Origin of the sequence: Lujinxingia litoralis, from assembly GCF_003260125.1 — a bacterium.
GTDB lineage: Bacteria > Myxococcota_A > Bradymonadia > Bradymonadales > Bradymonadaceae > Lujinxingia > Lujinxingia litoralis.
This window is the reverse complement of the sequence record NZ_QHKO01000002.1, coordinates 274,502-299,230: the sequence shown is the minus strand read 5'-3', so window position 1 is coordinate 299,230 and position 24,729 is coordinate 274,502. Positions and strand designations below refer to the sequence as shown.

General features: G+C 63.5%; 19 protein-coding genes. 9 read left to right on the top strand and 10 right to left on the bottom strand.

Going from position 1 to position 24,729, the window contains the following annotated elements; genetic code table 11:
- The first annotated feature begins 331 nt into the window (after positions 1-331).
- Positions 332-2,290 carry a tRNA uridine-5-carboxymethylaminomethyl(34) synthesis enzyme MnmG gene (mnmG, locus tag DL240_RS05940; RefSeq protein ID WP_111728955.1) on the top strand — a complete coding sequence of 653 codons (1,959 nt, stop codon included), beginning with the start codon at positions 332-334 and terminating at the stop codon, positions 2,288-2,290.
- Positions 2,291-2,362: 72 nt separating this feature from the next.
- On the opposite strand, the gene DL240_RS05935 is transcribed toward mnmG, so the two are convergent.
- From DL240_RS05935 to DL240_RS05925, 3 genes are read right to left on the bottom strand one after another with little or no spacing between them, the layout of a single operon-like run.
- Positions 2,363-3,247, bottom strand: coding sequence for an ATP-binding protein (locus DL240_RS05935; RefSeq protein ID WP_111728954.1), 885 nt, complete (start codon positions 3,245-3,247; stop codon positions 2,363-2,365).
- Positions 3,248-3,258: 11 nt separating this feature from the next.
- Entirely contained in the window at positions 3,259-3,681 is a 423-nt protein-coding gene (gene ybeY / locus DL240_RS05930) for an rRNA maturation RNase YbeY (protein WP_233497046.1), read from the bottom strand.
- Positions 3,668-6,370 carry an HD family phosphohydrolase gene (locus DL240_RS05925; protein ID WP_158542382.1) on the bottom strand — a complete coding sequence of 901 codons (2,703 nt, stop codon included), beginning with the start codon at positions 6,368-6,370 and terminating at the stop codon, positions 3,668-3,670. The genes ybeY and DL240_RS05925 overlap by 14 nt, the downstream gene beginning before the upstream one ends.
- A gap of 359 nt (positions 6,371-6,729) precedes the next feature.
- Here DL240_RS05925 and DL240_RS05920 point away from each other — a divergent pair, with 359 nt between their 5' ends.
- The 7 genes from DL240_RS05920 (at position 6,730) to DL240_RS05890 (ending at position 14,148) form a co-directional block, all read left to right on the top strand.
- A complete protein-coding gene (locus tag DL240_RS05920) occupies positions 6,730-7,233 on the top strand; it encodes a hypothetical protein (protein WP_146618132.1) in 504 nt (167 codons plus the stop codon).
- 97 nt (positions 7,234-7,330) lie between these two features.
- Entirely contained in the window at positions 7,331-9,640 is a 2,310-nt protein-coding gene (locus tag DL240_RS05915; RefSeq protein WP_158542381.1) for a PrkA family serine protein kinase, read from the top strand.
- A 46-nt stretch (positions 9,641-9,686) separates the two neighbouring features.
- On the top strand, positions 9,687-10,139 hold the full coding sequence (locus DL240_RS05910) for a hypothetical protein (protein ID WP_146618131.1): 453 nt from the start codon (positions 9,687-9,689) through the stop codon (positions 10,137-10,139).
- Positions 10,140-10,192: 53 nt separating this feature from the next.
- Positions 10,193-11,407, top strand: a complete 1,215-nt coding sequence (locus tag DL240_RS05905; protein WP_158542380.1) for an OmpA family protein — start codon at positions 10,193-10,195, stop codon at positions 11,405-11,407.
- 134 nt (positions 11,408-11,541) lie between these two features.
- Positions 11,542-12,789, top strand: a complete 1,248-nt coding sequence (locus DL240_RS05900) for an anthranilate synthase component I family protein (RefSeq protein ID WP_488253865.1) — start codon at positions 11,542-11,544, stop codon at positions 12,787-12,789.
- Positions 12,782-13,519: an aminotransferase class IV gene (locus tag DL240_RS05895; RefSeq protein ID WP_158542379.1), complete on the top strand. Its 738-nt coding sequence runs from the start codon at positions 12,782-12,784 to the stop codon at positions 13,517-13,519. The genes DL240_RS05900 and DL240_RS05895 overlap by 8 nt, the downstream gene beginning before the upstream one ends.
- Positions 13,516-14,148, top strand: a complete 633-nt coding sequence (locus DL240_RS05890; RefSeq protein WP_199589753.1) for an anthranilate synthase component II — start codon at positions 13,516-13,518, stop codon at positions 14,146-14,148. Before DL240_RS05895 ends, DL240_RS05890 begins: the two co-directional genes overlap by 4 nt.
- A 2-nt stretch (positions 14,149-14,150) precedes the next feature.
- Here the strand turns inward: DL240_RS05890 and DL240_RS05885 are convergent, their stop codons facing one another.
- The 3 genes from DL240_RS05885 to DL240_RS05875 all read right to left on the bottom strand — a co-directional run bounded on the left by DL240_RS05885 (position 14,151) and on the right by DL240_RS05875 (position 17,439).
- Positions 14,151-15,455, bottom strand: a complete 1,305-nt coding sequence (locus DL240_RS05885; protein ID WP_111728946.1) for a hypothetical protein — start codon at positions 15,453-15,455, stop codon at positions 14,151-14,153.
- Between the two features lie 206 nt (positions 15,456-15,661).
- Positions 15,662-15,856 (bottom strand): hypothetical protein, encoded by a 195-nt coding sequence (locus tag DL240_RS05880; RefSeq protein WP_111728945.1) that lies wholly within the window; start codon positions 15,854-15,856, stop codon positions 15,662-15,664.
- Between the two features lie 272 nt (positions 15,857-16,128).
- Positions 16,129-17,439 (bottom strand): hypothetical protein, encoded by a 1,311-nt coding sequence (locus tag DL240_RS05875; RefSeq protein WP_111728944.1) that lies wholly within the window; start codon positions 17,437-17,439, stop codon positions 16,129-16,131.
- A gap of 97 nt (positions 17,440-17,536) precedes the next feature.
- Between DL240_RS05875 and DL240_RS05870 the strand changes: the two genes are divergently transcribed.
- Positions 17,537-18,379 (top strand): SDR family NAD(P)-dependent oxidoreductase, encoded by an 843-nt coding sequence (locus DL240_RS05870; RefSeq protein WP_111728943.1) that lies wholly within the window; start codon positions 17,537-17,539, stop codon positions 18,377-18,379.
- A gap of 18 nt (positions 18,380-18,397) precedes the next feature.
- On the opposite strand, the gene DL240_RS05865 is transcribed toward DL240_RS05870, so the two are convergent.
- The 4 genes from DL240_RS05865 to DL240_RS05850 all read right to left on the bottom strand — a co-directional run bounded on the left by DL240_RS05865 (position 18,398) and on the right by DL240_RS05850 (position 24,719).
- The gene (locus DL240_RS05865) at positions 18,398-19,846 is read right to left on the bottom strand and encodes an HAD-IG family 5'-nucleotidase (protein ID WP_111728942.1); all 1,449 of its coding nucleotides are present in this window, start codon (positions 19,844-19,846) and stop codon (positions 18,398-18,400) included.
- A 62-nt stretch (positions 19,847-19,908) separates the two neighbouring features.
- Entirely contained in the window at positions 19,909-23,286 is a 3,378-nt protein-coding gene (locus tag DL240_RS05860) for an alpha/beta hydrolase family protein (RefSeq protein WP_111728941.1), read from the bottom strand.
- Positions 23,287-23,326: 40 nt separating this feature from the next.
- On the bottom strand, positions 23,327-23,941 hold the full coding sequence (locus DL240_RS05855; RefSeq protein ID WP_111728940.1) for an inorganic pyrophosphatase: 615 nt from the start codon (positions 23,939-23,941) through the stop codon (positions 23,327-23,329).
- A gap of 247 nt (positions 23,942-24,188) precedes the next feature.
- Positions 24,189-24,719, bottom strand: coding sequence for a hypothetical protein (locus DL240_RS05850; RefSeq protein ID WP_111728939.1), 531 nt, complete (start codon positions 24,717-24,719; stop codon positions 24,189-24,191).
- Between the last annotated feature and the right edge of the window lie 10 nt (positions 24,720-24,729).

The window sequence follows — 24,729 nt, the reverse complement described above, 5'->3', positions numbered from 1 at the left end:
GCCGAGTTGGCGATCTCGGGTGGTGAGAACCAGAGGTAAGGGGGCTGAGTTGGCGATCTGGGTGGCGAGAACCAGAGGTCAGGGGGCTGAGTTGGCGTTCTCGGGTGGTGAGAAGCGCAGGTCAGGGGGCCGAGTTGGCGTTCTCGGGTGGTGAGAAGCGGAGGTCAGGCCCTTTCACGCATGGGGTGGCGTTGGCGGAGTCGAGCAAGGCGAGGTAGCAGGGAAGCGGTGTGCTTGTAGAAATGCCAGCGATTCCCTATAGGTTGGCCCGTTGGTTCGCGCGAATCCCTGCGGTCGGCGGCCCTGAACCCGATCTGATAGAGAGCACCCGATGTTAAAAAATCCCAAACGATACGACGCGATTGTCATTGGTGGCGGTCACGCCGGAAGCGAGGCGGCCAGCGCGCTGGCGCGCCGCGGACACGCCACGTTGCTGATCACCATGAACGTGGACACCATCGGCCATATGAGCTGCAACCCGGCCATCGGTGGGGTCGCCAAGGGCCACCTGGCGCGTGAGATCGACGCGCTCGGCGGGGTGATGGGGGAGATCGCCGACGCGTCGGCGATTCACTACAAGCGCCTCAACACCAGCAAGGGGCCGGCGGTGCGCTCCAGTCGGGCCCAGTGCGATATGGGGGCCTACCGCCGTCATATGCAGTGGAAGTTGATGAACACCGAGAACCTCGACATCAAGCAGGGCAGCGTGGAAGACCTGCAGGTGGTCGACGAGGGAGGACGCCCGCGGGTGACCGGGGTGATCTCCAAGCTCAACGTGCTCTACGAGGCCGACGCGGTCATCGTGACCACCGGGACCTTCCTCAAGGGCCTGTGCCACGTGGGACTCGATAACTTCAAAGCCGGGCGCGCCGGCGATCAGGCCGCCTACGGCTTGAGTGAAACGCTGGGGCATCTCAATCTGGAGATGGGCCGGCTTAAAACGGGCACCTGCCCGCGCCTGGACAGCCGCACCATCGACTGGGCTTCCCTTGAGACGCAGCCCGGCGATCGGGTTCCTCGCCGCTTCAGCTTTTACCACGAGCCCGAGATGATGGAGCAGGTCGACTGCTACATCACTCACACCAACGCCGAGACCCATCGGGTGATCGAGCAGGCCATCGATCGCTCGCCACTCTTTACCGGGGTGATCGAAGGGGTGGGGCCGCGCTACTGCCCGAGCCTGGAAGACAAGGTCGTGCGCTTTGCCGACAAAACCTCCCATCAGGTGTTTCTGGAGCCTCAGGGGCTGGACACCGTGGAGGTCTACCCCAATGGGCTCTCCACCAGCCTGCCGCTGGATGTGCAGATGGCCTTTTTGAAGACGATTCCCGGGCTGGAGAAGGCCGAGATCGTGCGCCCGGGCTACGCGGTGGAGTACGACTTTGTGAACCCGGTGCAGCTCGACCACACCCTGGAGCTGCGGGCGGTTGAGGGGCTCTTTTTGGCGGGGCAGATCAACGGCACCTCGGGCTACGAGGAGGCGGCCGCCCAGGGGCTGATGGCGGCGATCAACGCCTCGCGCAAGCTGCGTGGCGAGGGGCCCTTTGTGCTGGGGAGAGACGAGTCTTATATCGGGGTGCTGATCGACGATCTGGTCACCCGCGGGGTCGACGAGCCCTACCGGATGTTTACCAGCCGGGCGGAGTACCGACTGCTGCTGCGCGAGGATAACGCCGATCTGCGCCTCTCGAGCTACGCCCGGGAGCTGGGGCTGCTTGACGATGCGGCCTGGGCGAAGTTCAGCGCCAAGCGCAACGCCATGGAGGCCACGCTTAAGGGGATGCGCGAGCAGATGGTGGGAGCCTCGGCCGAGAACCAGCGCCTGGCCGACGAGGCCGGCATCGGCAGTCTGGGCAATGGCGCCACCCTCGAAGAGCTGTTGCGCCGCCCGCAGGTGAGCCTGGAGATGGTCCGGCGCCTGAGCGCGCAGCTGGCGCCGGGGCTGGCCGATGAGATGGCGCGCCTGGATGAGATCGCCAGCGAAGCGCTGGAGATTCAGGTCAAGTACCAGGGCTACATCGATCGCCAGCTCGAGCAGGTGGCGCGCCATCGTGAGCTGGAGTCGCAGGAGCTGCCCCTCGATCTCGATTACCAGGAGGTGCACGGCCTCTCGACCGAGGTGCGCGAGAAGCTCGCGCAGGTTCGCCCGCGCAGCGTGGGGCAGGCCTCCCGGATTATCGGGGTGACCCCGGCGGCGATTTCCGCGCTCCTGGTGCATCTGCGCGCCGTGGCCAGCCAGGCCGGAGTTGCCGACCGAATAAGAGGGGCTCATCGCCAGGGAGCCCAATAAAACAAGGCCGGTCCCCTCGATTTCAGCGAGGGGGCCGGCCTTGTTTTTTAGGAGGGGAAGAGGCGCGCGGGGTCAGCGCCCCTGGGCGCGGGCGCGGCGGTAGTCGGGAGCGTCGACGTGAACGAAGTCGGCCATCTCATGCAGTCGGCTAAACACCCGGTCTCCCACGCGCTCGGAGAGGGTGGCGGCGGTGGCCAGGCGGCGAAAGTCGGGGCTGCCCACATCCAGGGTGTTCGAGGCGCTCTCCCGCACGTCGTAGTTGGTGGTGAAGAGGGTGGTCAGCCCGGCGTTGTAGCGCTTGGAGATGATCTCATCGATGATCGAGAGCTGCCACTCGGTGTTGCGGCCCTTGCCGAGCTCGTCGATCGCCAGGACCGGGACCTCGGAGAGGGGGCCCAGAATGGCGGTTTCGCCGCGTCCCTGATCAAAGCCCTCTTTGATGGCGCTGAGCAGGTGGGTGAACTCGATGAAGCGGGCGTTGATGCCTTTCTCCAGGGTCAGGTGGCGAATGGTCCCGGCCAGGAGATGGGTCTTGCCGGTGCCGACGGTGCCGTGGAGCAGGTAGCCCCGCTCGCCAGGGGCAAAGGCCCGGGCCCAGTTGTAGAGGCGAAAGCGCACCTTGGGCAGGTTGCCGATGGGCTCTCCGGAGGCGCCCTGGGTTCGGGGGTAGTGGGTCTGAAAGCCCTCCAGGGTGGCGTTGCGGTGGAGGTAGGGCACCCGGGCATCGTTGAAGGCTTGAATGCGCCGCTTGAGCGCCCCACAGACCCCACACTGCCGGGCGACCTCGTAGCCCTGCGCATTGATCTCGTAGGTGTATTCCTGGCCCTGACAGGCCGGACAGACCGAGAAACACCCCTGGCAGATCTCGGCGTGTGCGACGTCCCCGCGGGCGGCGATCTTGTAGCGCGCACGAGCACATTGCGGGCAGGGGTCGGTGTAGTCGTCCAGGTACTTCATAGCGGGCTGACTCAGGCAGGGGAGGGGGCGGCGCGTTGGACGGTGATCAGCTCCCAGAGGCGGCTTTCTTCGGCGCGCATCTGCGCCTCTTCTTCGGGCTCGGCGTGGTCGTGGCCGACCAGGTGCAGGAGTCCGTGCACAAAAAGGAAGGTCACCTCGTCGACCAGCTCCCAGCGCAGCGCTTCGGGGGCGATGCCGGCGGCGGCGGCCAGGCGCTGGCGATGCTCGGCCGAGGCCACCAGGCGCTCGGCGTAGGGCAGACTGATGACAATGTCGCCCAGGGCGAGCGGGTCTTCGGGGAGTTCATCGGCTTCGTAGAGCGGGAAGCTGAGCACGTCTGTGGCGTGATCTTCACCGCGCCATTGGCGATTGAGTTCGCGGATCTCGTCGTCGTCGGTGAGCACCACCGAGAGTTCCGGATCACGAAGTCCCAAGGCGAGGTAGGTCGTCTCGAGGGCGTGAGTTATCGTCGCCTGAATGGTCTCGGCCAGGGGATGATCCTGTGCGCTTCCCGCTGTCATGATCTCGACGGGCATCGTCTTCCTTGGAGTCGTCTGGAGGTTGGGCATCGTCGTCGATCTCCCAGACCTCGGAGCTGGCTTCAGCGGCCGGCGCCGGCGTGTTTTTGCGCTCGACGCGGCGGTTGGGTTCGGTGGTTCGAGGGGAGCGGGCCTTCTTGCGCGCGTCGGCGCTCTCCGAAGACTTCTCATTCTCGCGCTTGCCACCCGGGTACTCCGGGCGGTGGTGGTAGATGCCGGTGAGAATGCGTGTGAACGCCCGGGCAATCTTGTTGAGGTCCTGCAGCGTCAGGTCGCATTCGTCAAGCTGCCCGTCGGTAAATGCCTTGTTGATCATCGTCTGCACCAGTCCCTTGAGTCGGGCGGGGCTGGGGTTGGGCATCGCACGGCTGGCCGCCTCCACGCCGTCGGCCAGCAGGCAGATGGCGGTCTCGCGGGTCTGGGGGCGAGGGCCGGGATAGCGGAAGTCCTTCTCGTCGACCTCCGGGATGTCCGGATCTTCGGCCTGTTTGGCCTTGTGATAGAAGTAGGCGATCAGGCTGGTGCCGTGGTGCTGAACGATGAAGTCCTGGATCTCGACCGGCAGGCGGTGCTGGCGGGCCATGTCCAGGCCGTCTTTGACATGCGCCTTGATGATCAACGCGCTCATGTTGGGCTTGAGCTTGTCGTGGGGGTTTTCGCCGAGTTTCTGGTTCTCGGCAAAGTACTGCGGGTTTTTGGCTTTGCCGATGTCGTGGTAGGAGGCGCCGACCCGGCATAGCAGCGAGTTGGCCCCGATCTCCTCGGCGGCCGCCTCACAGAGCGAGCCCACCATCATGCTGTGGTGGTAGGAGCCCGGCGCCCGCAGGACCAGCTCCCTGAGCAGCGGGTGGTTGAGGTTGGCGAGCTCCAGCAGCTTGATGTCGGTGGTGTAGCCAAACACGGCCTCAAAGAGGGGAAGCACCGCCGAGATGAAGAAGCCCGAGGCCACCCCGCCGGCAAATCCCAGCGCGATGTGGGCGATGGCCGAGACCTGGAGGAGTTCGCCCTGGAGCAACAAAAACGCCACAATTGCCGAGGCGTTGACCACCCCGACGGCCAGGCCGGACCACATCAAGGCCATGCGGTGCTTGACCTGCTGGACGGTGGTCACGCCGACCAGGGTTCCCATCGCAGTGAAGGCCGAGAAAAAGAGCGAGTTGTCGGCGATCACGCCGACCAGCACGGCAAAGAGGAGGGTGAAGATCACCGCGTGCTCGCTGTCGAGCACCAGGCGGATGAGCATCCCGCCGGCCGCCACCGGGATGGCGTAGTACCAGGCCTCCACCGGGATCACCGAGAGCTGCTCGGCCAGGGCCGTGCTCAGAGCAACGCCCACGCGGGTAAAGAGGAGCATCACCAGGAGGGTGGTGCCCATAAAGACGATATCCCGCGGCTGAGGGCGGAACTTGCGGATGTTGCGCCGACCAAAACCGTAGAAGACCAGGAGCAGGAGCAGGCTGAAGATCGCCACGCCGGTCAGCACCTGGGTGGTCTGGAAGGAGTCGTCGCCTTCGAGCATTTCCCGGACGATCCGGTAGTGACGCTCGGTGATGATGTGGCCTTTGTCGATGATGATCTGGCCGCGGCGAAACTCTTCGCTCACCACCTGGTCGGCCACCGATTCGCGGGCGGCTCGGCGTTTCTCCAGGGTTTTGGATTCGTTGTACGTGGTGTTGGGCCGCACCAGGGCGGTGGCCGTGGTCAGGACGGCCTGACGCAGCTCGGCGCCGCTGACCCCGATCAGGTCGCGACGCGCGGCGTCTTCCACCTGGCGAGAAATGGCATCGAGCCCGATGAAGCGTCCGTCGAGTTCGGTGACGTGATACTCCAGGATGAACTGCTCACCACGGAGGCGGCGCAGGTAGACGCCGTTGTCGCGCTCGCGCTCGATGCGTCGGGGGTTGCTCACAATCCAGCGCGACATCACCTCGGCGACGATCGCGGCGATGGCGTTTTCGGCGTCGACGGGGAACCCCCGGCGGGCCAGGACCTCGAAGTCCTGTTCGGCGATGCGGGTCTTGAGGTGGGACTCAAAATGGGCGTCACGAGCCCCGAAGGCCACGCGGACCCTTTCGGTGGCCGAGAGCGTCTCGATCAGCCGCCGCTGGAGCAGGGCCGGGGTGGAGGTGCCGGACTCCAGCTGCGCCAGGCGTTCGGGGTCGTCGCGCTCGAGCTTCTGGCGCGCGTCATCGGCGAGCACACCCCGCATGGCCGCGAAGGCCGCGCTGACCTGCTCGCGGAGTTGGTCTCCCAGGCCCTCCTGCCAGTCAAAGACCGAGGGGACGGCCAGCGAGACCTCATCGCGCAGGCGTTCGGAGGCGACGTCGTCGCGTTCAGTAAAGGGGAAGTCGCGGCTGGCCTGCACGGTGACCGGGGCCACCTGTCCGATCATCTCCTCGTTGATGCTGCGATCGCGACTCTCCAGCCCTCCGCTCATCGTGGCGACGATCGCGGCGACAAACACCGCGAAGGCCGCGAACTGAAAGAGCGCGTTATCGAAGAGCTTGCGCAGTCGCTTCTCGCGAAGCGTGCGCGTTGCCGGCGTCATAAACGCACGGGTTTGTCGGCGTTGCTCGTTGGCCATGTCGCCATCACGAATAAAGGTGCACAAGGGGCGTGGGAGCGCGAGTCGAAGCCAGCATGGTATCTTCGGGTCACGGGCGCAAGCGCGGGTGGGCTTGCATCCCCTCGCTATGAGGGCAGATAACAGGCCGACCAGGGGCTTCATTTCGAGGGCAAAATGCGCTCGCCAGGTCGGGGCCGGGGACTCTAAACAGGGAAGGGGATGGGAACAACCCCGAGTTCCAGACGGCTTTTAACTGGAGTCTGATGGCAAAGCGAGCCGTGTAACACCTGTCTGATGTGCAGATGGGGCCGGTTCCTGGCACGCCAACCGATAATACAGGCGCCTTTTAAGGGAGGCGCACGACGATTGAGGACATCATGCAACGACGATGGATGTATCTGGGCGCGGTCGCGCTCCTTAGCGTGGGGCTGGGCAGCGGATGTGAAGGCAAGCCGGCGCCGGCGCCCCCGGAGCCCGGCGCGATGGGCGGGGGAGCGCAAAGCGGGCAGGGAGCGGAGCGCGCCGGTAACTACCGGGTCGAGGCACCGGCAGCGCCGCTGACGGTGGGCGCGGAAAGCACCGCGGAGTTGGCCGTGGTGCCGGGTCCCAACCTGAAGATCAACCTGGAGTACCCCTGGAAGATCGAGTTCGAAGAGGTTGAAGGTTTGACGATGGCGACCACACTTCTGAATCGCCAGGCGCTGCAATTAAGCGAGGAGCGCGCGACCATCCCGCTGCGACTCACCCCGAGCGCGGCTGGCGAGTACACGCTCAAGGCTCGTGGCAACTTCAGCGTGTGCAACGATGATCGCTGTGACATCCTGCGTGATGAAGCGCTTCAATTTAAGGTGACGGTTCAGGACGCCGCCGAGCCCTCCTGAAAGTGCCGGCAGCGGGCGGAGGCTTCCGCTGTCGCTAAGGCCGGGGGGGGGCTGGTGGCTGGATGATGGATTTCTCTCAGAGGCAAAGGACACCATGATGGAGAGCAAGAGTCTGCTAGAGCGCGTGGCCACCGAGGTCCAGGAGGACTTTCAGGGCAACCGACGCATCATGAGCTTCCCGCAATTCATGGAGGCCTTCGCCCAGCATCCGCGCCGACATGCCCGCAGCAGCGCCCAGTACGTGCGGGACTGTTTCGGGTACTACGGGCGGGAGACCAAGCCACAGTTCTGGGGGGATGTGACCCATTTTGGGCTCTTCAACACCCCTTTTGACCAGGGGCGAAATCGTCTGGTCGGCCAGGAGCGGGCCCAGGAGCAGGTCTTTAAGCTGCTGGAGAACTTCGTGCGCGAAGGCAAGGTCAATAAGCTGATCTTGCTCCATGGCCCCAATGGCAGCGCCAAGAGCACCTTTGTCGATACGGTGATGCGCGCTCTGGAGTACTACTCCTCGACCGAAGAGGGGGCGCTGTACCGGTTTAACTGGATTTTTCCCACCGAGAAGCTCGCCCAGGGAAGCTCGATCGGATTTGGGGGGTATCAGACGCGCACCGTCGACGCCTCCAAGCTCGAGAGTTTCGCCTTTCTCGATGAGGAGGACATCGACGCCAAGATCTCCAGCGATCTCAAGGACCACCCTCTGTTGCTGATTCCTCTTAAGCAGCGTCAGGCGCTTTTGCAGGAGTATATCGATGAGTGGATCATCCCCAGCGAGGACAACCATAGCGACGAGCTGCGTGAGCGCCTTGATGGCGAGGATGAAGGGGATGAGCGGGCGGCGCCCTTTACGCTGAGCGACACGATCTTGCGTGGCGATTTAAGCCACACCAACCGCCAGATCTTTGATGCGTTGCTCACCGCGTACCGGGGCGACTTCGCCAAGGTGATCAAGCACGTGCAGGTGGAGCGTTTTTACGTCAGCCGGCGCTACCGCAGCGCGGCGGTCACCGTGGAGCCGCAGATGCGGGTCGACGCCGGGCTGCGTCAGCTCACGGTGGATCGCAGTCTGTCAGCGCTGCCAGCGAGCCTTCAGAATCAGACGATCTTCGAGCCCTTCGGTGATCTGGTGGATGCCAATCGCGGCGTCATTGAGTACGACGACCTCTTCAAACGGCATCCCGACTTTAACAAGTATCTGTTGGCCACCAGCGAGAAGGGCACCGTTTCGCTGGAGAATCGCATCCTGCATCTGGATACGGTGATGATGGCGACCGCCAACGAGGACTATCTCGACGCCTACAAACAGACGCCGGATTACTCGTCGTTTAAGGGGCGGGTGGAGCTGGTTCGGGTGCCCTATCTGCTGGATTACACCGTTGAGGAGATCATCTATCGGGAGCAGATCGCGAGCGTGAACTTCACCAAGCGTATCGCGCCGCACACCACCTTTGTGGCCGCGCTCTGGGCGGTGCTCACCCGGCTCAAACGTCCCCAGGCGGATCAGTATCCGGCGATGATCCGCGATATTGTCGGCAGGTTGAGCCCGCTGGAGAAGGCTGACCTCTACTCGCATGGGCGCGTGCCTGCCAATATCGGCCCGGAGCGCGCCCGGGAGCTGAAGTCGGTCGTCCCGAATTTGATGGCCGAGGGCGAGGGCAGCGCGAGCTATGAGGGGCGCTACGGTGCGAGCCCGCGCGAGATGAAGATGATTCTGCTCAACGCCAGCCAGAACGAGCGCTATCCCACGCTTTCGCCGCTGGCGGTGTTTGAGGAGATGGAGAAGTTGGTGCGCGATCCCAGCGTTTTTCCCTTCCTGCAGATGAAGCCCGATGGGCCCTATTACCGCCACGATCAGTTCATCGATGTGGTTCGGGAGCGCTATCTGGACATCATCGATCTGGAGATTCGCAGCGCGATGGGGCTGGTCGAAGAAGAGCAGTACGGGGAGTTCTTCACGCGCTACATCGACCATGTCAGTCAGTGGCTCAAGGGCGAGAAGGTCTACAACCGGATCACCGGCCGGTATGAGAAGCCCGATGAGGAGCTGATGGCCGAGATGGAAGCCACCATCAATCACGAGGAAGATCCCGAGGATTTTCGCCGTGGGTTGATCACCTCCATTGCGGCGTTCTCGATCGACAATCCCGGCGTGAAAGTTGACTACCAGCAGATCTTTCCGATGTTCTTTGAGGCCCTTCAGGAGGCCTTTTTTGAGGAGCGCCAGCGCCAGATTCAGCGCATTGAGGAGAATCTTCTCACCTACTTTGAGGGGGATGACGGGGCGTTGAGTAGCTCGGAGAAGGCGACGGTGGAGACAACGCTGGAGAACCTCAAATCGCGCTATGGCTACTGCGATGAGAGCGCCCGGGAGGCGGTGGCGTTTTTGCTGTCGAGTCGCTATAAGGGCTGAGCAAGCTCGAAGCCGAACGACCCGATGTGGAGAAGAGGAGAGCGAGATGAGAGCAGTAGGGCAGAAGATGCTCTGGGCGGCGGTACTGTTGACGCTTACGTTGTTTGCCCAGGTAGGCTTTGCAAATAACGCCGAGCGCAGCCGCCAGCAGATTGGCGAGTTTCGCTCGCAACTCGAAGAACTCGAGGCCTCCGACCGCAAGCAGGCTGCCACGCGCGATATTGAGATGATCGAGGGGTGGCTCCAGGAATCCGAGGTGCTTCTGGCCAATGGTCAGCAGGAGACTGTCACCATGCGGATGCGTCGGGTGGAGTACGGGCTGGATATGGTTCGTGCGATGATTCAGGCCGGCAATATTGATGCCAGCGCCGAGGGGCAGGAGGAGCGCTACCACCAGGCTCGCGCCGAGATTGAGGAGCTGCAGTCGGAAATCGGTGCGTTGGAGGGCCGTAAGGCGGAGTTGGAGGCCGAACTTGCCAGGGTGCGGCAGCAGCAGTGAGCGCGACCAGAGCGATGGACACCACCCCAAAGGTAGATCCCGGGAGTCGAAGGATGCGAGGCAGTTTCAAGAGCAAGATGGGGGCGATGGTCGCACTCGGTGCGGCGTCACTGATGCTGGGGGCGGGGTGTTCGCCCAGCCCCAAATCCGACGAGTTGGTCGAACTAGAGCGCATGCTTCAGGACCCGGCCGCCCAGGATTTGCGCGATATCCCCAACGCGGCGCGCTTCCATCAGGAGGCCCGGCAGTTGCGTCTGGTGTCGGAGGAGGCTCGTGAGGAGCGCAATGATGAGCTTTCTCAGGAGTATGCGGTGCTGGGGACCCTTCGCTATCGCACGGCCGTGGCGATTGCGAAGCAGTTCGAGGCTGCAGAACGCCTGAAAGTCGCCAACGCAAAGATCGAAGAGGTGAACCCCGATCTGCGTGCGACCAATGAGACGCGTAACGCGCTGGCGCGCGATATTCAGCAGCTGGATGCCGAGATTCGCACCGCGGTGCGTGAGCGCGAGGCGCGTCGCCAGGCTGAAGCCTCGCGTCGCGAGAGCACCTTCAATGCCGCGCAGCGCGACAACGCCGATACCAGCACTCAGGACCTTCAGCAGGTCAACGCGAGGATCGAGGCCGCCGAGGCCGCTCGCGCAGCCGCTCTGGAGTACAAGGCGGATGCCTACGAGCGTAGTCGTGCGGTGTTCAATCGCGCCGAATCGCAGCTGAGCAACGCCCGCGACCTGCTGCGCAGTCAGCCCGGCGCCGCCGGGACGATTCTTCAGCAGGTGAACTTCGCGGTGCAGCTCTTTGAGGAGGCGGCCAATACGGCGAAGCCCATTCACGAAGAGATGGTCGAGAAGATGCGTCCGGAAAACCGCATCTCGGTGCTTCGTCAGATGGCCAGCGATAATTTCGGTCGTCCCTATACCGAGGAGGAGTATCAGGGCGTGCGCATCGTCATGGCGCGGATGTTTGAGCCTCAGGAGGCCAATTTCCGCCAGAATACCGACGCGATGCTCGACGTGCTCGCTCGCCTGGTCAAAGAGTATGGCGAGTTTAGCGTGCAGATCGAGGGCTACACTCAGCGCCGCGGCGGTGTGACCGAGAACCTGGCGACCTCGCAGTTGCGTGCCCATCGCGTCCGGGATTTTTTGGTGGAGCGTGGCGTGGAGCTCGAACGCATCAGCACCGAGGGGTTCGGCCAGGAGCGGCTGCGCTTTAGCGATGACGCCGAGAATAACGATCGCGTCGAGATTATCCTGAGGCATAGCGGTCGCTGAACGTGGTGAAGAGTAAGCGTCTGCAGTTAAGCGCGTCTCCCGTTGAGGTCACCCGAGCCCTGCTCGAGACCTCGTCGGGGGGCGTGCTTTTTTTTGATTCTCAGGCCGGGGCTGATGCGCGCTCGCGCTGGTCGATGGTGCTCTGCACTCCGACCCGTTGGCTCACTGAAGCAGAGCCTGGTGCGGGTGCGCTTGTTGAGCAACCTTCGGGGCGACCCGTCGCGGATCCCCTGGCATGGATGCGCAGTGCTCAGACGACGGTTGTCAGTGATGACGCAGGCGATTTCCCCTTTGTGGGAGGTGTCGCGGGCTTCTGGTCTTACGAGTGCGGCGCGTATCTCGACGACCTGCGTGTGGAGCTGCCGCGTCTGGATGCGCCCTTGCTGTGGGTGGGCGTTTATGGGGCGGGGCTGCTCTTCGACCATCACCTGCAGCAATGGTGGGTGGTCGGAGCGAGTGCAGACGTGGAGGCGTTGTACCTCCAGATCAAAGCCCTCGTTTTTCATACTTCACCCGGGGGAGGGGATGCGGTCGCCGGGTACGGAGTACCGCCGGAAGACGTGGGCGCTCCGATCTATCAGCGGGGCGCGCAGGCGGCGGTCGATGCGATCTTCGCCGGTGACCTCTTCGAGGTGAACTACAGCGAACGCTGGGAGGGGCACTGGAGCCCTGGTGGCTGGGCGCTCTACCAGCGCCTGCGCCAGCGCGCACCGGGCCCCTTTGGATGTTTTGCGAGTTGGGAGGGAGGAGCGTTGGCCTCGGTAAGCCCGGAGCAGTTTTTGGAGGTGTCTGCCGAGGGCATCGTGCGCACTCGCCCGATCAAAGGTACGCGTCCGCGGGGAGAGACTCCGGAGGAGGATGCGCGTTGGGCCGAGGAGCTCGTGGTCAGCGAGAAGGATCGTGCCGAAAACGTCATGATCGTGGATCTCATGCGCAACGATCTGGCCCGGGTGTGCGTGCCCGAGGAGGTGCGGGTCAGCGAGCTCTGCGGGCTGCACAGCTTTGCTTCGGTGCATCACTTGATCTCCACCGTGGAGGGGCGACTTGCGCCGGAGGCGGACGCGCTGGATGTGTTTGCCGCGTGTTTTCCGGCGGGGAGCATCACCGGAGCGCCCAAACTCCGGGCGATGGAGTGGATTGCCGAGCATGAAGCGAGTCCGCGAGGTCCCTACACAGGATCGATGTTCTACTGGTCGGGCCACGGGCGCTTCGATAGCAACGTGCTCATTCGCACGGCGACGCTCCTGGGGACGCGCGCGCTCTACGGCGCGGGCGGCGCGGTGGTTGCCGACTCTGATCCAAGCGGAGAGTGGCAAGAGGCCTGCTGGAAGGCTCGGCCCTTTGTGCATGCACTGGGGGGAGAGGAGAGCGGTGATGCGTGAGGATGACCGCAGCTTTCTCTACGGAGATGGCCTCTTTGAGACGGTGCGTGTCGAAGGTGGCAAGGTGCGTCGTCTGGAGGCACATCGGGAGCGGCTACGTCGTTCGGCTGCGGAGTTAGGGTTTGGCGTTCGAGGCATCGACGAGGCCTGTGACTTGCTGGGACGTCCGCCTGGCCAGGACGGGCTCTGGCGAGTGACTGTGAGCCGGCAGGATACCTCGATCGCATTTGGGGGAAGTGGCCAGGTCTGCGGGCGCTGGCGACCGGGGCACCTCGCTCGGCCTGCCCCTCAGTTGAAGACCTTTCAGGGGTTCTATCTGCCTGATGACCGACTTGCTGAGCATAAAACAACGAGCTGGATACGGTCGGTGGAACTTCGACGACGTGCGTGTCAGGCAGGCGCTGATGATGGGGTAGGGATCAGCAGGTGCGGGCTGGTGGGCGAAGCAAGCGCAGCCAATATCTTCGTGCAGCTAGACCAGGGCTGGGTCACCCCCGAGGTGCGCGGCATCCTTCCGGGGGTCACCCGTGGCGCGCTACTTAGACATGCGCGCCAGGTAGGATTTGAGCTGGATGAGGCTAAAGTGACGGTTGAGGATTTGCGCAGGGCCCGGGCGATTGCGTTAACGTCTGCGGGGATAGGGGTGCTCGGCGCCGCCTCAGTCGACGGGCGAGGGCTTGAGCTTGAGCGAGTGGCTAATCTTAAAGCGCTGCTTGAGGGGTGTTTGTGAAGTGGCCGCAGCGGCACGCGCGCGACTGGTCGATCTCCGGCCCCGGTCAAATCGTTCTCCTCGACAATCGCGACTCCTTTGTCTTCAACCTGGCCGCGCGCCTTGCAGAGCTTGGCGAAGTGCCTGCGGTGGTGCGAAGCGATGCGATCGACCTGAACTCTCTGCTGAACACTCGCCCCCGGGCGTTGGTGGTATCTCCGGGCCCGGGGCATCCGCGTGACGCGGGCATCAGCGAAGTCGCGATCGAAGCGCTCTCGGGCGTGGTTCCGATTCTAGGGGTGTGTCTGGGACATCAGGCCATCGCCCGGGTCTTTGGAGCGGAGGTGGTGCGTAGTGAGCACCCGCGCCACGGGATGAGCAGTCTTATCTCACATGATGGTTCAGGTGTTTTTAAGGGGATGGTTCAGGAAGTGGCGATGGCGCGTTATCACAGCCTGGTGGCTCAGGCTCCGATAAGGCCCCCTTTGATTGCCAATGCCTGGGCCGGCCCCTTTGTGATGGGCATGCGGCATCAGACGCATCCTACGCACGGCGTTCAGTTCCATCCCGAGTCGATCCTGAGTCCCGGCGGCTACGCGTTGCTGCAAAACTTTCTGGAGCTGGCCGGCCCGGCTTCGACCGAAGTCTGAGGTCAGGCTTCCCCAAAGGTACCAGGCTCGACGAGGAGTGCGCGGGCGCCGGTGGAGTGAAGTACCTCCTGGAAGGAGAGGGCGCGATCCCGGGCGAGGCCCCATGCGATGACGCAGGGCGCGCTCTCGGAGAGGCGCTCGGCGGCCGAGTGCTCAATGGATAGCAGGATGGTGAGCACCTGGTTGATGCGGCGGTCGGAGTAGCCCGGGTGGCGCAAGACCAGATCGACCAGGGGCGTGTTCGCGTCGTCGCGTTGGAGGCGAGCGTCGGTGAAATCGCCCGGGGTGAGCTTGTTGGCGCCGGAGGAAGGTGCGGTGCTGAGATCGAGGACCACTCCGGAGAGCTCCCCAGAAGAGGCGGTGGCCGCGGAGGGGCGTGGCGAACTCGGAATGTCGGAGGGAGGGGACGCGACCGGACGAGGTCCGGGGGAGGAGGGGAGCACCACCTCATTGAGCCCCAGGTACTCGCGCAAGTTTCCGCCGGCGTTGGCGAACTCTTGGATGCGTTCGCAGAAGCGCTTCAGGTCGTCGACAAGCTCAGCGACACTTCCGAGATAGGGGGCAGGGTCGACCTCAAGCACAAGGCGATTGGGCGAGGTTGAGGGCTCGTCGCGCTGGCGAGTCTGCACGTCGTAACGCGCGTGAAGGTAGTGCCCCAGGGCGCTGGTGAGTTGGCGCGTGCGTTCCTGGGAGAGTGCGTCTTCGGATGTGAGCACCAGCGTCACCGTGTCCCCATCCTGGCGCACCCCCAGATGCTCCGAGTCGGAGGGAGGGCTGCCAGCGGATGAAGTCGGCTGGCCGATGGCTTCAAATGGCGAGGGCGACTCGGCGTTGGCGGCGGATGACTTGGCTTCGGGCGCGTCTGGAGTGCTGCGGGCTGATCCCTGCAAGAAGTCCAGCCACTGTGAGGCCTGATCCACGTCGGAGGCTCGGGCGATAAACGCAAGCAGCGCGTCGAGCACCTTTTCCAACTGCGCTGGCGAGTCCGGGGACACCGCAAGCATTGCGGGCAACTCGCCGCTGACCAGCTCCCAGGAGAGCTCGGTTCGGGATGAAAGCCAGGCGTGGGCGGCCAACGCGAGTTCGGATTCTCGTCCTTGCGGAGGGCCTGCGGCCAGCTCCACGACGACGCGGACCCCATCGTGTTCGTCGGATATGAGGAGGCGAACGAAACTATGACGCTCAAAAGTGGAAAGACCCAGCCACCAGTGGCCCGCGGGTTGCCCCTCGGGGGGGCTGCTCTCGCTTAGCGAAAGTTCGCGCTCTTCAAACACATCTTTCCAGGTGGCGCTTAGCGACGTTCCCATCCTTTTTCCTCTCTGGCGAGTCGTGGCGTGTGGCTTCTGACTATGTATGCGACATAAACGCACCAGGGCAAGCGGGGCGGTGGTTCGCAGCAGGAGGAAGTGCCGCATACAAAAAAGCGCCTCCCGAAATCGGAAGACGCTCTCTTAAGGCATTCAAGCTGCGCGTGTGGCCGATGGCGTCGCGTCAGACGAGGGGCCGGTATTCATCAGGTGACAATGCTGTAGCCGTCATTCATATCGATGATGATCACCCCGCTGGAGGACTCTTCGGCCTCTTCATCATGCTCTTCGGGGGTGTCGTGGTGCCGGGGGATGTGAAGGGGCAGTCGGAGGGCTTCCGGTTGCCAGGCCGATTCGCGTTGGCGTTTGAGTTCGTCGTAGATGATCTGATCCGACAGCATGGCGCGACTCCTTCGGTGCTCGAAAGGGTTGCCCGGACAGCGGCCCGGGCGGTACTGAAACGTCACCTCTTTCTCGTTTTCCGCGAACTTAACGGCCGAGGGACTTCCAGTCTTCCTGAATCATTTTAAGGAGACTGTAATAAAAGTCCAAGGGGGCCGGCGAAGTTCTTGAAAAAAAAGCGTATCCGCGCCTTGAAAGCGCAGGAGCCAGTGTATGGCGAGACGCCGTGGAGCCCAAAAAATTCGGGAAAGATGCGTGAGTGCGCGTTGAATCAGTGGCCTTCTTTCTGATCGCTGCCGCCGTCGGACTGATTCTCGGGAGTACTCTCATCTGAGGAGGTGGGCGTCTCTTCGCCCGCATCGTCTCTCAGGAGCGGAGGAGAATCTTCATCCCGAGGCGGTAAAGGCTGCTCTGGCGTGTCTTTGGAGGGAGGAGCGTCATCGGAGGTGGTGAGTTCGGGCAAGAGTTCATCAAGCGGGAATCGGTGGGGGGAGTCGTCGGGGAGCAGGCCGCTGAGGCCTACCCCCTGGACGAAGGGGCCAGGACCGTCGTTCGAAGCGCTGAGGGTGGGATGGGCACCGCTCAAGCGGGCTTCTTCTTCAACCGAGGCGTCGTCTTTGCGATAGAACGCAAACACCGCGCCGTAAAAGAGCACGCCCAGGGCGCTGATGGCGGCCCACATCAGCAGCTCCCCGGCGAAGCGCAGCAGCGCCAGCGCCGGAGTAAGTGCGGGCCAGGCCAGTCCCAGGTTCTGAATCATCAGGACGATCCAGTACATCCCCAGCGGCACCAGCAAGAGCCCCAGGGCGTAGATGAAGAGGCGGTACATGGCCCAGAAGTTTTCCAGGACAAAGGACGCGCCTTCGAGCACGGCTTCGCCAAGCCCCAGGTTATCAATGAACATCGGCGCGCCAATCACCTCCAGGACCAGGCGGGTGAGGGCGAACCAGCTGATCAGAAAACTCAAGGGGAGCGTGATGAGTAGCGCCCGGGTCAGGGGACTGAGGGCGACGAAGTCGGGGGATTGACCGGCTCGAATCAGCGCCACAGCGGCGGCGAGGGCCAGGCAAAAGGTGACCAGGCGCACACTAAATCGAAGCAAGAAGAGCGCGAAGACGTCAGGGAAGCGCAGGAGAGCGGCGCGCCAGAAGGTACGCAGCGTCTCAATGGGGTCGTCGCGAAGTCCCGCGGCGAGTAGCCCCCAGATGCCGCCGGTGACCAGTGCGTGAATGGCCGAGCTGATGAGGGAGACGCAGAAGATGGCGCCGGTGAGCCCGGCGAGGAAGCTCGGACTGGTGGCGACGTGGCTGAGCCGGGCCAGCCAGGCGTTGAAGGTGCCTCCCAGCGCGGAGAAGTGTTGGAGATCGAGCGACACGATCGCGATAAGCACGCCCATCAACGCCAGGCTGGCTGCCCGGCCCAAAAGGTCGGCCAGCATCTTCCAGGCAAATACCCAGGGATCCTGACGTAAGAGTTCCCAGGAGCGCCTGTAAAAAGGAAGGGGGTTGAAAGTTTTATCTTTCACCCAGTTCCAGGAGCGAGCCGAGGCAGCTTTGACGGTCTGGCGAGGATCAGTGACCATGGACGTCTACGTAAAAGGTCAAACGAAGCGGATGCCCGAGGGCGCGACAATGCCAGAGTCTTAGCGTGTCGGGCGTCCGAACAAAAGGGAGAGCGTGATGGGAAGAGAAGTCTTTCGCGATAAGGTGGTGTGGATCACCGGTGGTGGCAGCGGTATCGGGGCGGCGTTGGCTCGCGAGTTTGGTTCACGCGGCGCAAAGGTTGCGGTGAGCGGTCGGCGCCGGCCTCGGCTGGAGGCGATTGTGCAGGAGCTGGAGGCCGCCGGGGTGGATGCCTTCGCGGTCTGCTGCGATGTGACCCGGGTCACCGACATCGAGGCTTCGGTGGAGGCAGTGGTGGAGCGCTTCGGAGGGCTTGATGTGGCGGTTGCCAACGCCGGCTTTTCGGTCGGCGGGCGGTTTGAAGACTTGAGCGCTTCGGAGTGGCGTCGCCAGTTTGAGACCAACGTGATCGGCGCGGCGATGACGCTTCGCTACGCGTTGCCGCATTTGCGCAAGACCCGCGGGCGTGCGGTGATCATGGGTAGTGTCACCGGCACGCTGGGGCTTCCGAGCAATGCTCCTTATTGCGCATCGAAGTTCGCTGTGCGGGGTATGGCCCAGGCGCTGGGCGCCGAGCTCGCCGGAAGCGGTGTGAGCTGCACCTTGCTGCAGCCCGGCTTTGTCGAGAGTGATATCGCCCGGGTCGACAACAAAAATCAGCTGCGCGAGGACTGGAAAGACTGGCGTCCCGCACAGCTGATGTGGCCCGCCGACCGGGCGGCCTGCAAGATGGTGGAGGCGGTTGCGGCGCGTAAACGGGAGGCTGTGATCACCGGTCACGGTAAGATCGCGACCTTTCTGGCGTATCACAGCCCCGGCCTCACCCAACGTGTGCTTGCCCGTGCCGGAGGGAAGGTGCGTCAGAAGCATGCGGGCGTGGTCGGGGAGGGCCAGGGCTGAGAAGGTCGAGACGGTGCGTCAGGGGTTGCCCGGGTCGTGAGGGACGCTGCCCCGTGGCGCCCGGAAAAACATAAAGGGTGAGTAGCGCAGGAGGTTGGAGACGCGGGAGGTGTAGATGTCTGCGTAGCGCTCCACCTGGCGGGTCAGATGGCTTTTGTCGTTTCCGGTGCGCATCAGGTAGCCCCAGCTGGCGTTAAAGGCCACGCCATCGTCCATGACAAGGGGGGCGAGTCGGGTGTCCAGGTCGACGATCTTTTCTCGAAGCTCAGCCATCTCCGTCTCCAGCGTTTCGGCGCTGACCTCGGGCTGGGGGCCGTAGCCCTGGCGCAGTCGCTGCAGGGCGAGCCGTCGGATGGAGAAAGCGTCTTCGTATTTGACCTTTTCCAGCATCATTTTTCGAATCTCAACCTGGTTCTCCGCGCATTGCTCAATGGCGTGGAGTTCGTTCTCCAGCTCGCGCATCACAAGAGCGGTGCGCCATCGCAGCACACTTTTGGTGACGTTGACGTCGGCGAAGAGATGGTCGCCGACGTAAAGAATTTCGTCGCCGGAGAAGCCCAGGGCGCCCTCAATGTCGGAGGCGCTTCCGCCCAGATAGGCACGGCCTTCTTCGAGTTGGCCCACCCAGGGTTTGAGGAGCCCCTCGTCGTTGACCACCTCGAAGATGGGAGCGGAACCGGAGAAAAAGGCCGGTTTGCGGGCTGAGACGACCACCAGGTCGAAGATGTCTCGCCAGGTCATGCCCTCGGGCAGGTAGGGATCGATGGTGTAGGCCATCATAAAGTGTGTGTAGGACCACTCGGAGTTGGTGATCAGGATGAGCTTCTTGCCGGCGTTGCGCTGGTCGAGGAGAGTCAGCGGCACTTCCGGGTCGCGATCGACGTAGACCTCGGGGTGGGCCATGATCTCGGCTTTGAGCTCCCCTTCGATGTGGGCCGCATCCAGGACGTCCTGGACACGTCCGTAGAGGTCGACGTAGCCGAGCACTTCGGGGAGCACGCCGCGGTCGAGCAGGTCGACGAGCTGGGCGTACATCACCCCGGCAGAGATCGAGAAGAAGGTGTTGAGAAAGACCCAGCGCTGATGGTCGTTGAGGTCGACCAGGGTACGGGTGTAGGCGTCGCGCATCTCGGCGTAGGGGATGATTTCGGTGCCGTGGGCCGCGCGCCAGACGTAGCCAAAGCGGTTGGCCTTGACCAGGTTGCCCAATTTCAGGTCGATGACCAGCCCACGAGTGACCCAGTTCGGATCAAAGTGGAGGTCTTCCACCGGCCAGCCTTCGGCCAGCAGGCGCAGCTTGATGTGTTCGTAGGCTCGACCTTCCCAGGCGTCGACGTGGTAATGGACCAGGGTGTAGTCCATGTCGTATCCCACGGCCTTGATCGAGCGCAGGTTGAGCGTGCGGTTACAGAAAACACCACGTTGGGGAGAGACTTCAGGGTATGCTTCAAAGATTCCGAAAGTCATGCAAGAACTCCTGCGTCGATTGCGACGTGTGCAGGTAAAGGAAACGCTGTGAGTGCGTGTGTTTAGAGTGGGTTCTCGTAGCGGCTGCGGTCGAAGAACTCGCAGCCGGTCATGGGCATCTTCTCCAAACAGTGGTCGTCGGAGAGGGTCTTTCCACCGGTCGCCAGAAACCAGCCCACCTGGTTGGTTAAGAAGGTGTGAATGTCGAATGCGTCCTCGGGCCGGGGCGCGTTGAAGGTATGTTCGCCGCCGATGCTCAGGTAGCCAAAGCGCAGCGCGCTGGTGCCGTAGTCGGTCTGCACGGTGGCCCGAAGCGGGGTCTCGGCCACCGGCTTGGGAGTGATGTTATCGGGCTGGTCGGGCCGGCGCCACTTTCCTCCGTCGAGGTTGTCTGGATCAAAGAGCGTCCCTGGATGTGAGGGGAATCGGTCGAGGTTGGCGATGCCCTCGTAGACGAAGTTTTCGATCAGGAACTGGTTCTCGGGCATGCCATAGCGGGGATCTTCGGCCAGGACCTCCACCACCCCCGCGGCGCGGGCGATGGCGATGGCCGCGCTGATGGGGACGGTTTGGTCTCCGAGGGTACCGATGGCCAGGAAGTTCGTGCCGCCAACCCGGAAGGCTTCGCTCTCGTAGGGGTAGTTCAAGGGACGCTTGAAGTAGTGGGCGGCGTAGACCGCCGGGTCGGCCTGTTCCAGGAGCATCTGGGAGAGGCCCATAAAGCTGCGAAAGCGCGGCGTCTGGCGGCGAAGTCCCCATCCTTCCGCCGGGGCTGCCAGGGGAGCGTCTGCCGGGAAGTAAAGGTTTTGCGAGATGTAGGTGTAGCCCAGTTTGTCAATGCGGTGCTTCAACTCGCCATCGGCTCCGAAGATGTCGATGATGATCGGATCCCCCAGGCGCCGGGGGTCCGTGACCACCCGACGCTCAAAGAGCTCGGCGCGTTCCGGAGCGAGTTCGCGCAGTTTGGCGGCGTCGAAGCTCGCGAAGCACTCTGCCAGGGGCTCGCAGGTTTCGTTGAGTGAGCAGTATTGCTCTTCGCCGCAGTTGTTTCGGCCGCAGGTGCTGGTAGGGGCACAGCCTATCAGGTCGGCGTAGACGTCGGTGTTTGCATCAAACCCGATTAACGCTCGCCGCGCCGACGCGCTGAGCGCGTCGGCGGCCACACCGACCCGGAAGCTGCCCTGGCGCACGTAGGTCTGACCGTAGGCTTCGTGCGCGGGTACCAGCTCGTTGGCCTCGCGGGTGAGGTTGCGCACGACCACGCGATCGCCGTCGGCCAGGGCCGGGAGCAGCGCGATGGGGGTTGAGGAGGAGCGATCGCCCTGGGGGAAGAGCCAGTCCAGGCGGGTGTTTTGCCCGTCGTTCACCGGGCGTCCGATGACCAACGGGCCCATCATGCGCAAGACCACGCCGTTGCGCACGTTGCCGATGGTGGTGCGCGTGGCGATGTCGAGGAGCCCGCCCCCTCCGGCGTTGGAGGCGCCGGCGACAATTGTCGGCTCGATGCCCGAGAGCACGCTGGCCTGAATGCCTCCCAGGGAGGTTCCCCAGGCGGCGTAGGGGCGGTCGCCGCCGAAGTCGACCTGCCCATCGCCGTTGAAGTCGCCCGCGAGCTCCGGTTGGCCGTCGGCGTTCTGGTCGAAGTTGAGTAAGAGGTGGGGGAGTTCGCGGCCCAGACGCGTGTGGGCGTTGGCCGAGGAGGGGAATCGCCGTTGACCATCAAAGGAGCGGAGGATGCGAATCAGCTGCATCTGGTCGATAGCGGTCTGCCGAATCATGTCGCGGGAGTGCAGGATGTCGGCCGAGAAATAGTCGCTGCCAGAATCACTGGTGCCGTCGTTGTCGAGGTCGCGAGCACGATGCAGGCCGATGACGTCGGCGAGGTTTTCGAGCCCCTCGTTACGACCGAGGGCGTCGACAGCTCCTCGAAACTCCGCGGGGAGTTCCAGGCCGTGTCCGGCCGCGTCAATGGTGCAGGTGGCAAATCCAAACTTCGACATGGCGCCGGCAAACGCGAGCATCTCAAAGCGGGTCGAGCCGATGGCATGGCTGTAGATGATCACCGGGAAAGGCGCCTGGCGCTGCCCCTGGGCGCGCGGAACCGTGCAGATGAAATGAACCTCGGCGTCGCGTACCTCGGCCTGGCCGCTGGCGAGGTCGATCTGGAAGAGCGCGTCGTCGTTGGCCTGATTGCCCTGGCGAGCAAGGCCTTTGGGGTCGATCAGAAAATGCGGGGAGAGGTAGGTGCCGCTGATGACGTAGTCGACGTCTTCAAAGGCCTCTTCAATGACGCGGGTGCCGGCTGCCCCCAGAGCGTCGGTCGCCAGCGGCACAATGAACTCCAGGAGCGCGTCGAGTTTAAAGGTCATCGGCTCCGGGGCGCCTTCGGACTTCAGGTTGTGGAGGGTGACGAACTCGGCGGGGTAGCGCTCCGAAAGCCAGTCCAGAGGGCCGTGACCATAGAGGCCGGCGCGTACGGCCTCGATCACTTCGGTGGGAACCTGGGTGGTGAAGGTCCAGGCGAAGCGGAGCTGGCTTAAGTCGGTGTCGAAGCGGGATGGGAAGCGCTCCGGGAGGATGCTTCGAAGCGGTTCCAGGGCCTGGCTCTGGTCCAGGTGATGCACCGTCTCAAAGGGGCTATCTACAGCCCGGCCGTCCTCGCCGGTGAGCGCGTCGGTGAGCACGAGGGCGTAGGTGGTTCCGGGGGCCAGTGGGTTGACCGGGCGCAGGATCAGCGTGTCGGTCTCGCGCTCATAAAAGTCGAGTACTTCGCGAAAGTCGCTCGGTTCGCCGCCCGGGGTGCGGGTGTTGGGGAGGTCGAGAACGCCGTCGTCGTCGGTGTCATCGCTCCAGAGGAGCTGTCCCTCAGGTCCGGTGGCCTCTTCGGCGGATTCTTCGAAGAGCAGGTTGCGATCGTCGGCCCGAGGGTCGAGTGCAAAGTAGTTGTTGGTGCGGGAGAGGGTGATGGGGAAGTTGCCCAGTCCCATGTCCAGAAGTACGACCTCGCCATAGCCCGGGCTCTTCGGATCGACGTTTACCAGGTAGATCGCGTCGTCGTCGAAGTCGGGGGTCAGCTGCTGATGGCGAGCGATGAGGTTTTCAACATCCAGGGGCGCATCGAAGGAGACGTGCATCGGGGAGAACACCCCGAAGCCGTTCTGTTCGTTGAGGGCTTTGCGGACCCTGGTTTCGGCCGCACTGGCGCCGAGTTCGCTGACGTTGAGGCGTTTGCCCGTAGGGCTCGCCGCATCGACGCGAGTGGCCAGGTCGTTGGGGAAGGGGATGTTGGGGAAGGGGCGTTCGTCGAGGTCGAAGTCGATCCGGGGCCCACCGGCGAGCTCGGCGTTGCCGAGCCCGAGCTGCGGCTCGTTGGTGGACCAGCAGGCCGCGCTCAGACTGAGCGCGGCCAGGGTGAAGAGCGTTCTGGGGATGCGGAGCACGTGTCTCTCCCGGGCTTAGCGCCGGGAGAGAGCCCGACGCTTATTCGCCAAAGTGGTCCTGGTAGTCGGCCATCGCCGCGCGCACGAGCTTATGGGCATGCTCCGCGCCGTAGATCGTGTCGACCTGAACGTTGGATGTCGTTTCGCCAGGCACCATTTTGTAGGTCAGGAAATAATGGCGCAAGCGCTCGATGAACACTTCCGGGACATCGGTGATGTCTCGGGCGTCGGCCCAGACGGTGTCGTTCTCCAGCACGGCCACGATTTTGTCGTCGGCCTCGCCGTGGTCGATCATGTGCAGCCCGCCGATGACCCGGCAGCTCACCAGGAGCTCGGCGCGGGTGATCGGGCGCTCGCTGAGCACGCAGATGTCCAGGGGATCGAGGTCGCCTTCATCGGTGGTCAGCGCAAGCTCGCCGACGCGGTCGGCGCAGTACGTGCGGGGGATGAAGCCGTAGAGGGTCGGGAGCTGGGAGGAGAAGCGCTGCGGACGATCCAGGCAGAGGTAGCCGGTCTCCTTGTCGATTTCGTATTTGACCGAATCGAAAGGAGTCATCTCGATGTAGGCGTTGACGACGTTGGGGGCGTCGTCTCCTGCGGTGAGGCCGTGCCAGGGGTGGGGGCGGAATGGGTGAAACTTGGGGTGCTTGCTCATCTTTCTTCCTGAGTTGGGTTGCATCGCATTTCAGAGCGCGGCGATGTTGGACGTGCGGCCCAAGAGTGTCAAGGTTCGGCGCGAAGATCGCTTTGTAAACATGGGCCTGTGGCCGGGGTGGAGCCTGCCGGGAAGATCCGTTGCCGGGCGCGCGCGGGGGGTAGGATGTCTGACGCGCAGCAGGTGCGGCGCACCGGTGTGAGTTGTTGGCGGATGCCACCGGGGAGATTGAGGTCGCGCCGTGGGCTTATGCCCCGGATGTCGCCAGGTAGCTGGCGACGATGGGGAGAGAGCAGTTACCCAGGGTCAGGGGCAGCACGATCTTGCGGAAGCGGTAGCCAGCCAGCGCCAGAGGGGCCGTGAGCAGGTTGTTGGCGAAGGGGGAGAAGCCCACGTAGATGAAGATGAAGATCTGGATGAAGATCTGGGGCTTGCTCTCCAGCCAGTGCCAGATGCGCTCGACTTTCGCTTCGAATCGCTCAGGAACCATCGAACGGGAGCTGACGCCGAAGTAGAAGAAGAGGGCGTCGCCCAGCGTGAGTCCGATGGCGACCAGGGGGATGAGGAGCAGGAGGTTCACCTCAGCCGCGGCCATGGCGTAGACCGCCGGGTAGGTCGAGAAGGGGGTGACCGAGCCCAGCGCCCCGAATACCGCGATGAGAAAGCCCACCAGATAGCTGTTCTCCACGCCCATCCAGGCGATGACCTGGGCGGGTTCGGTGTAGAGAAAGAGCAAGGACCACCCGACAATCAGCAGGAGTACCAGCGCAAAGAGCACGATGCGCTTC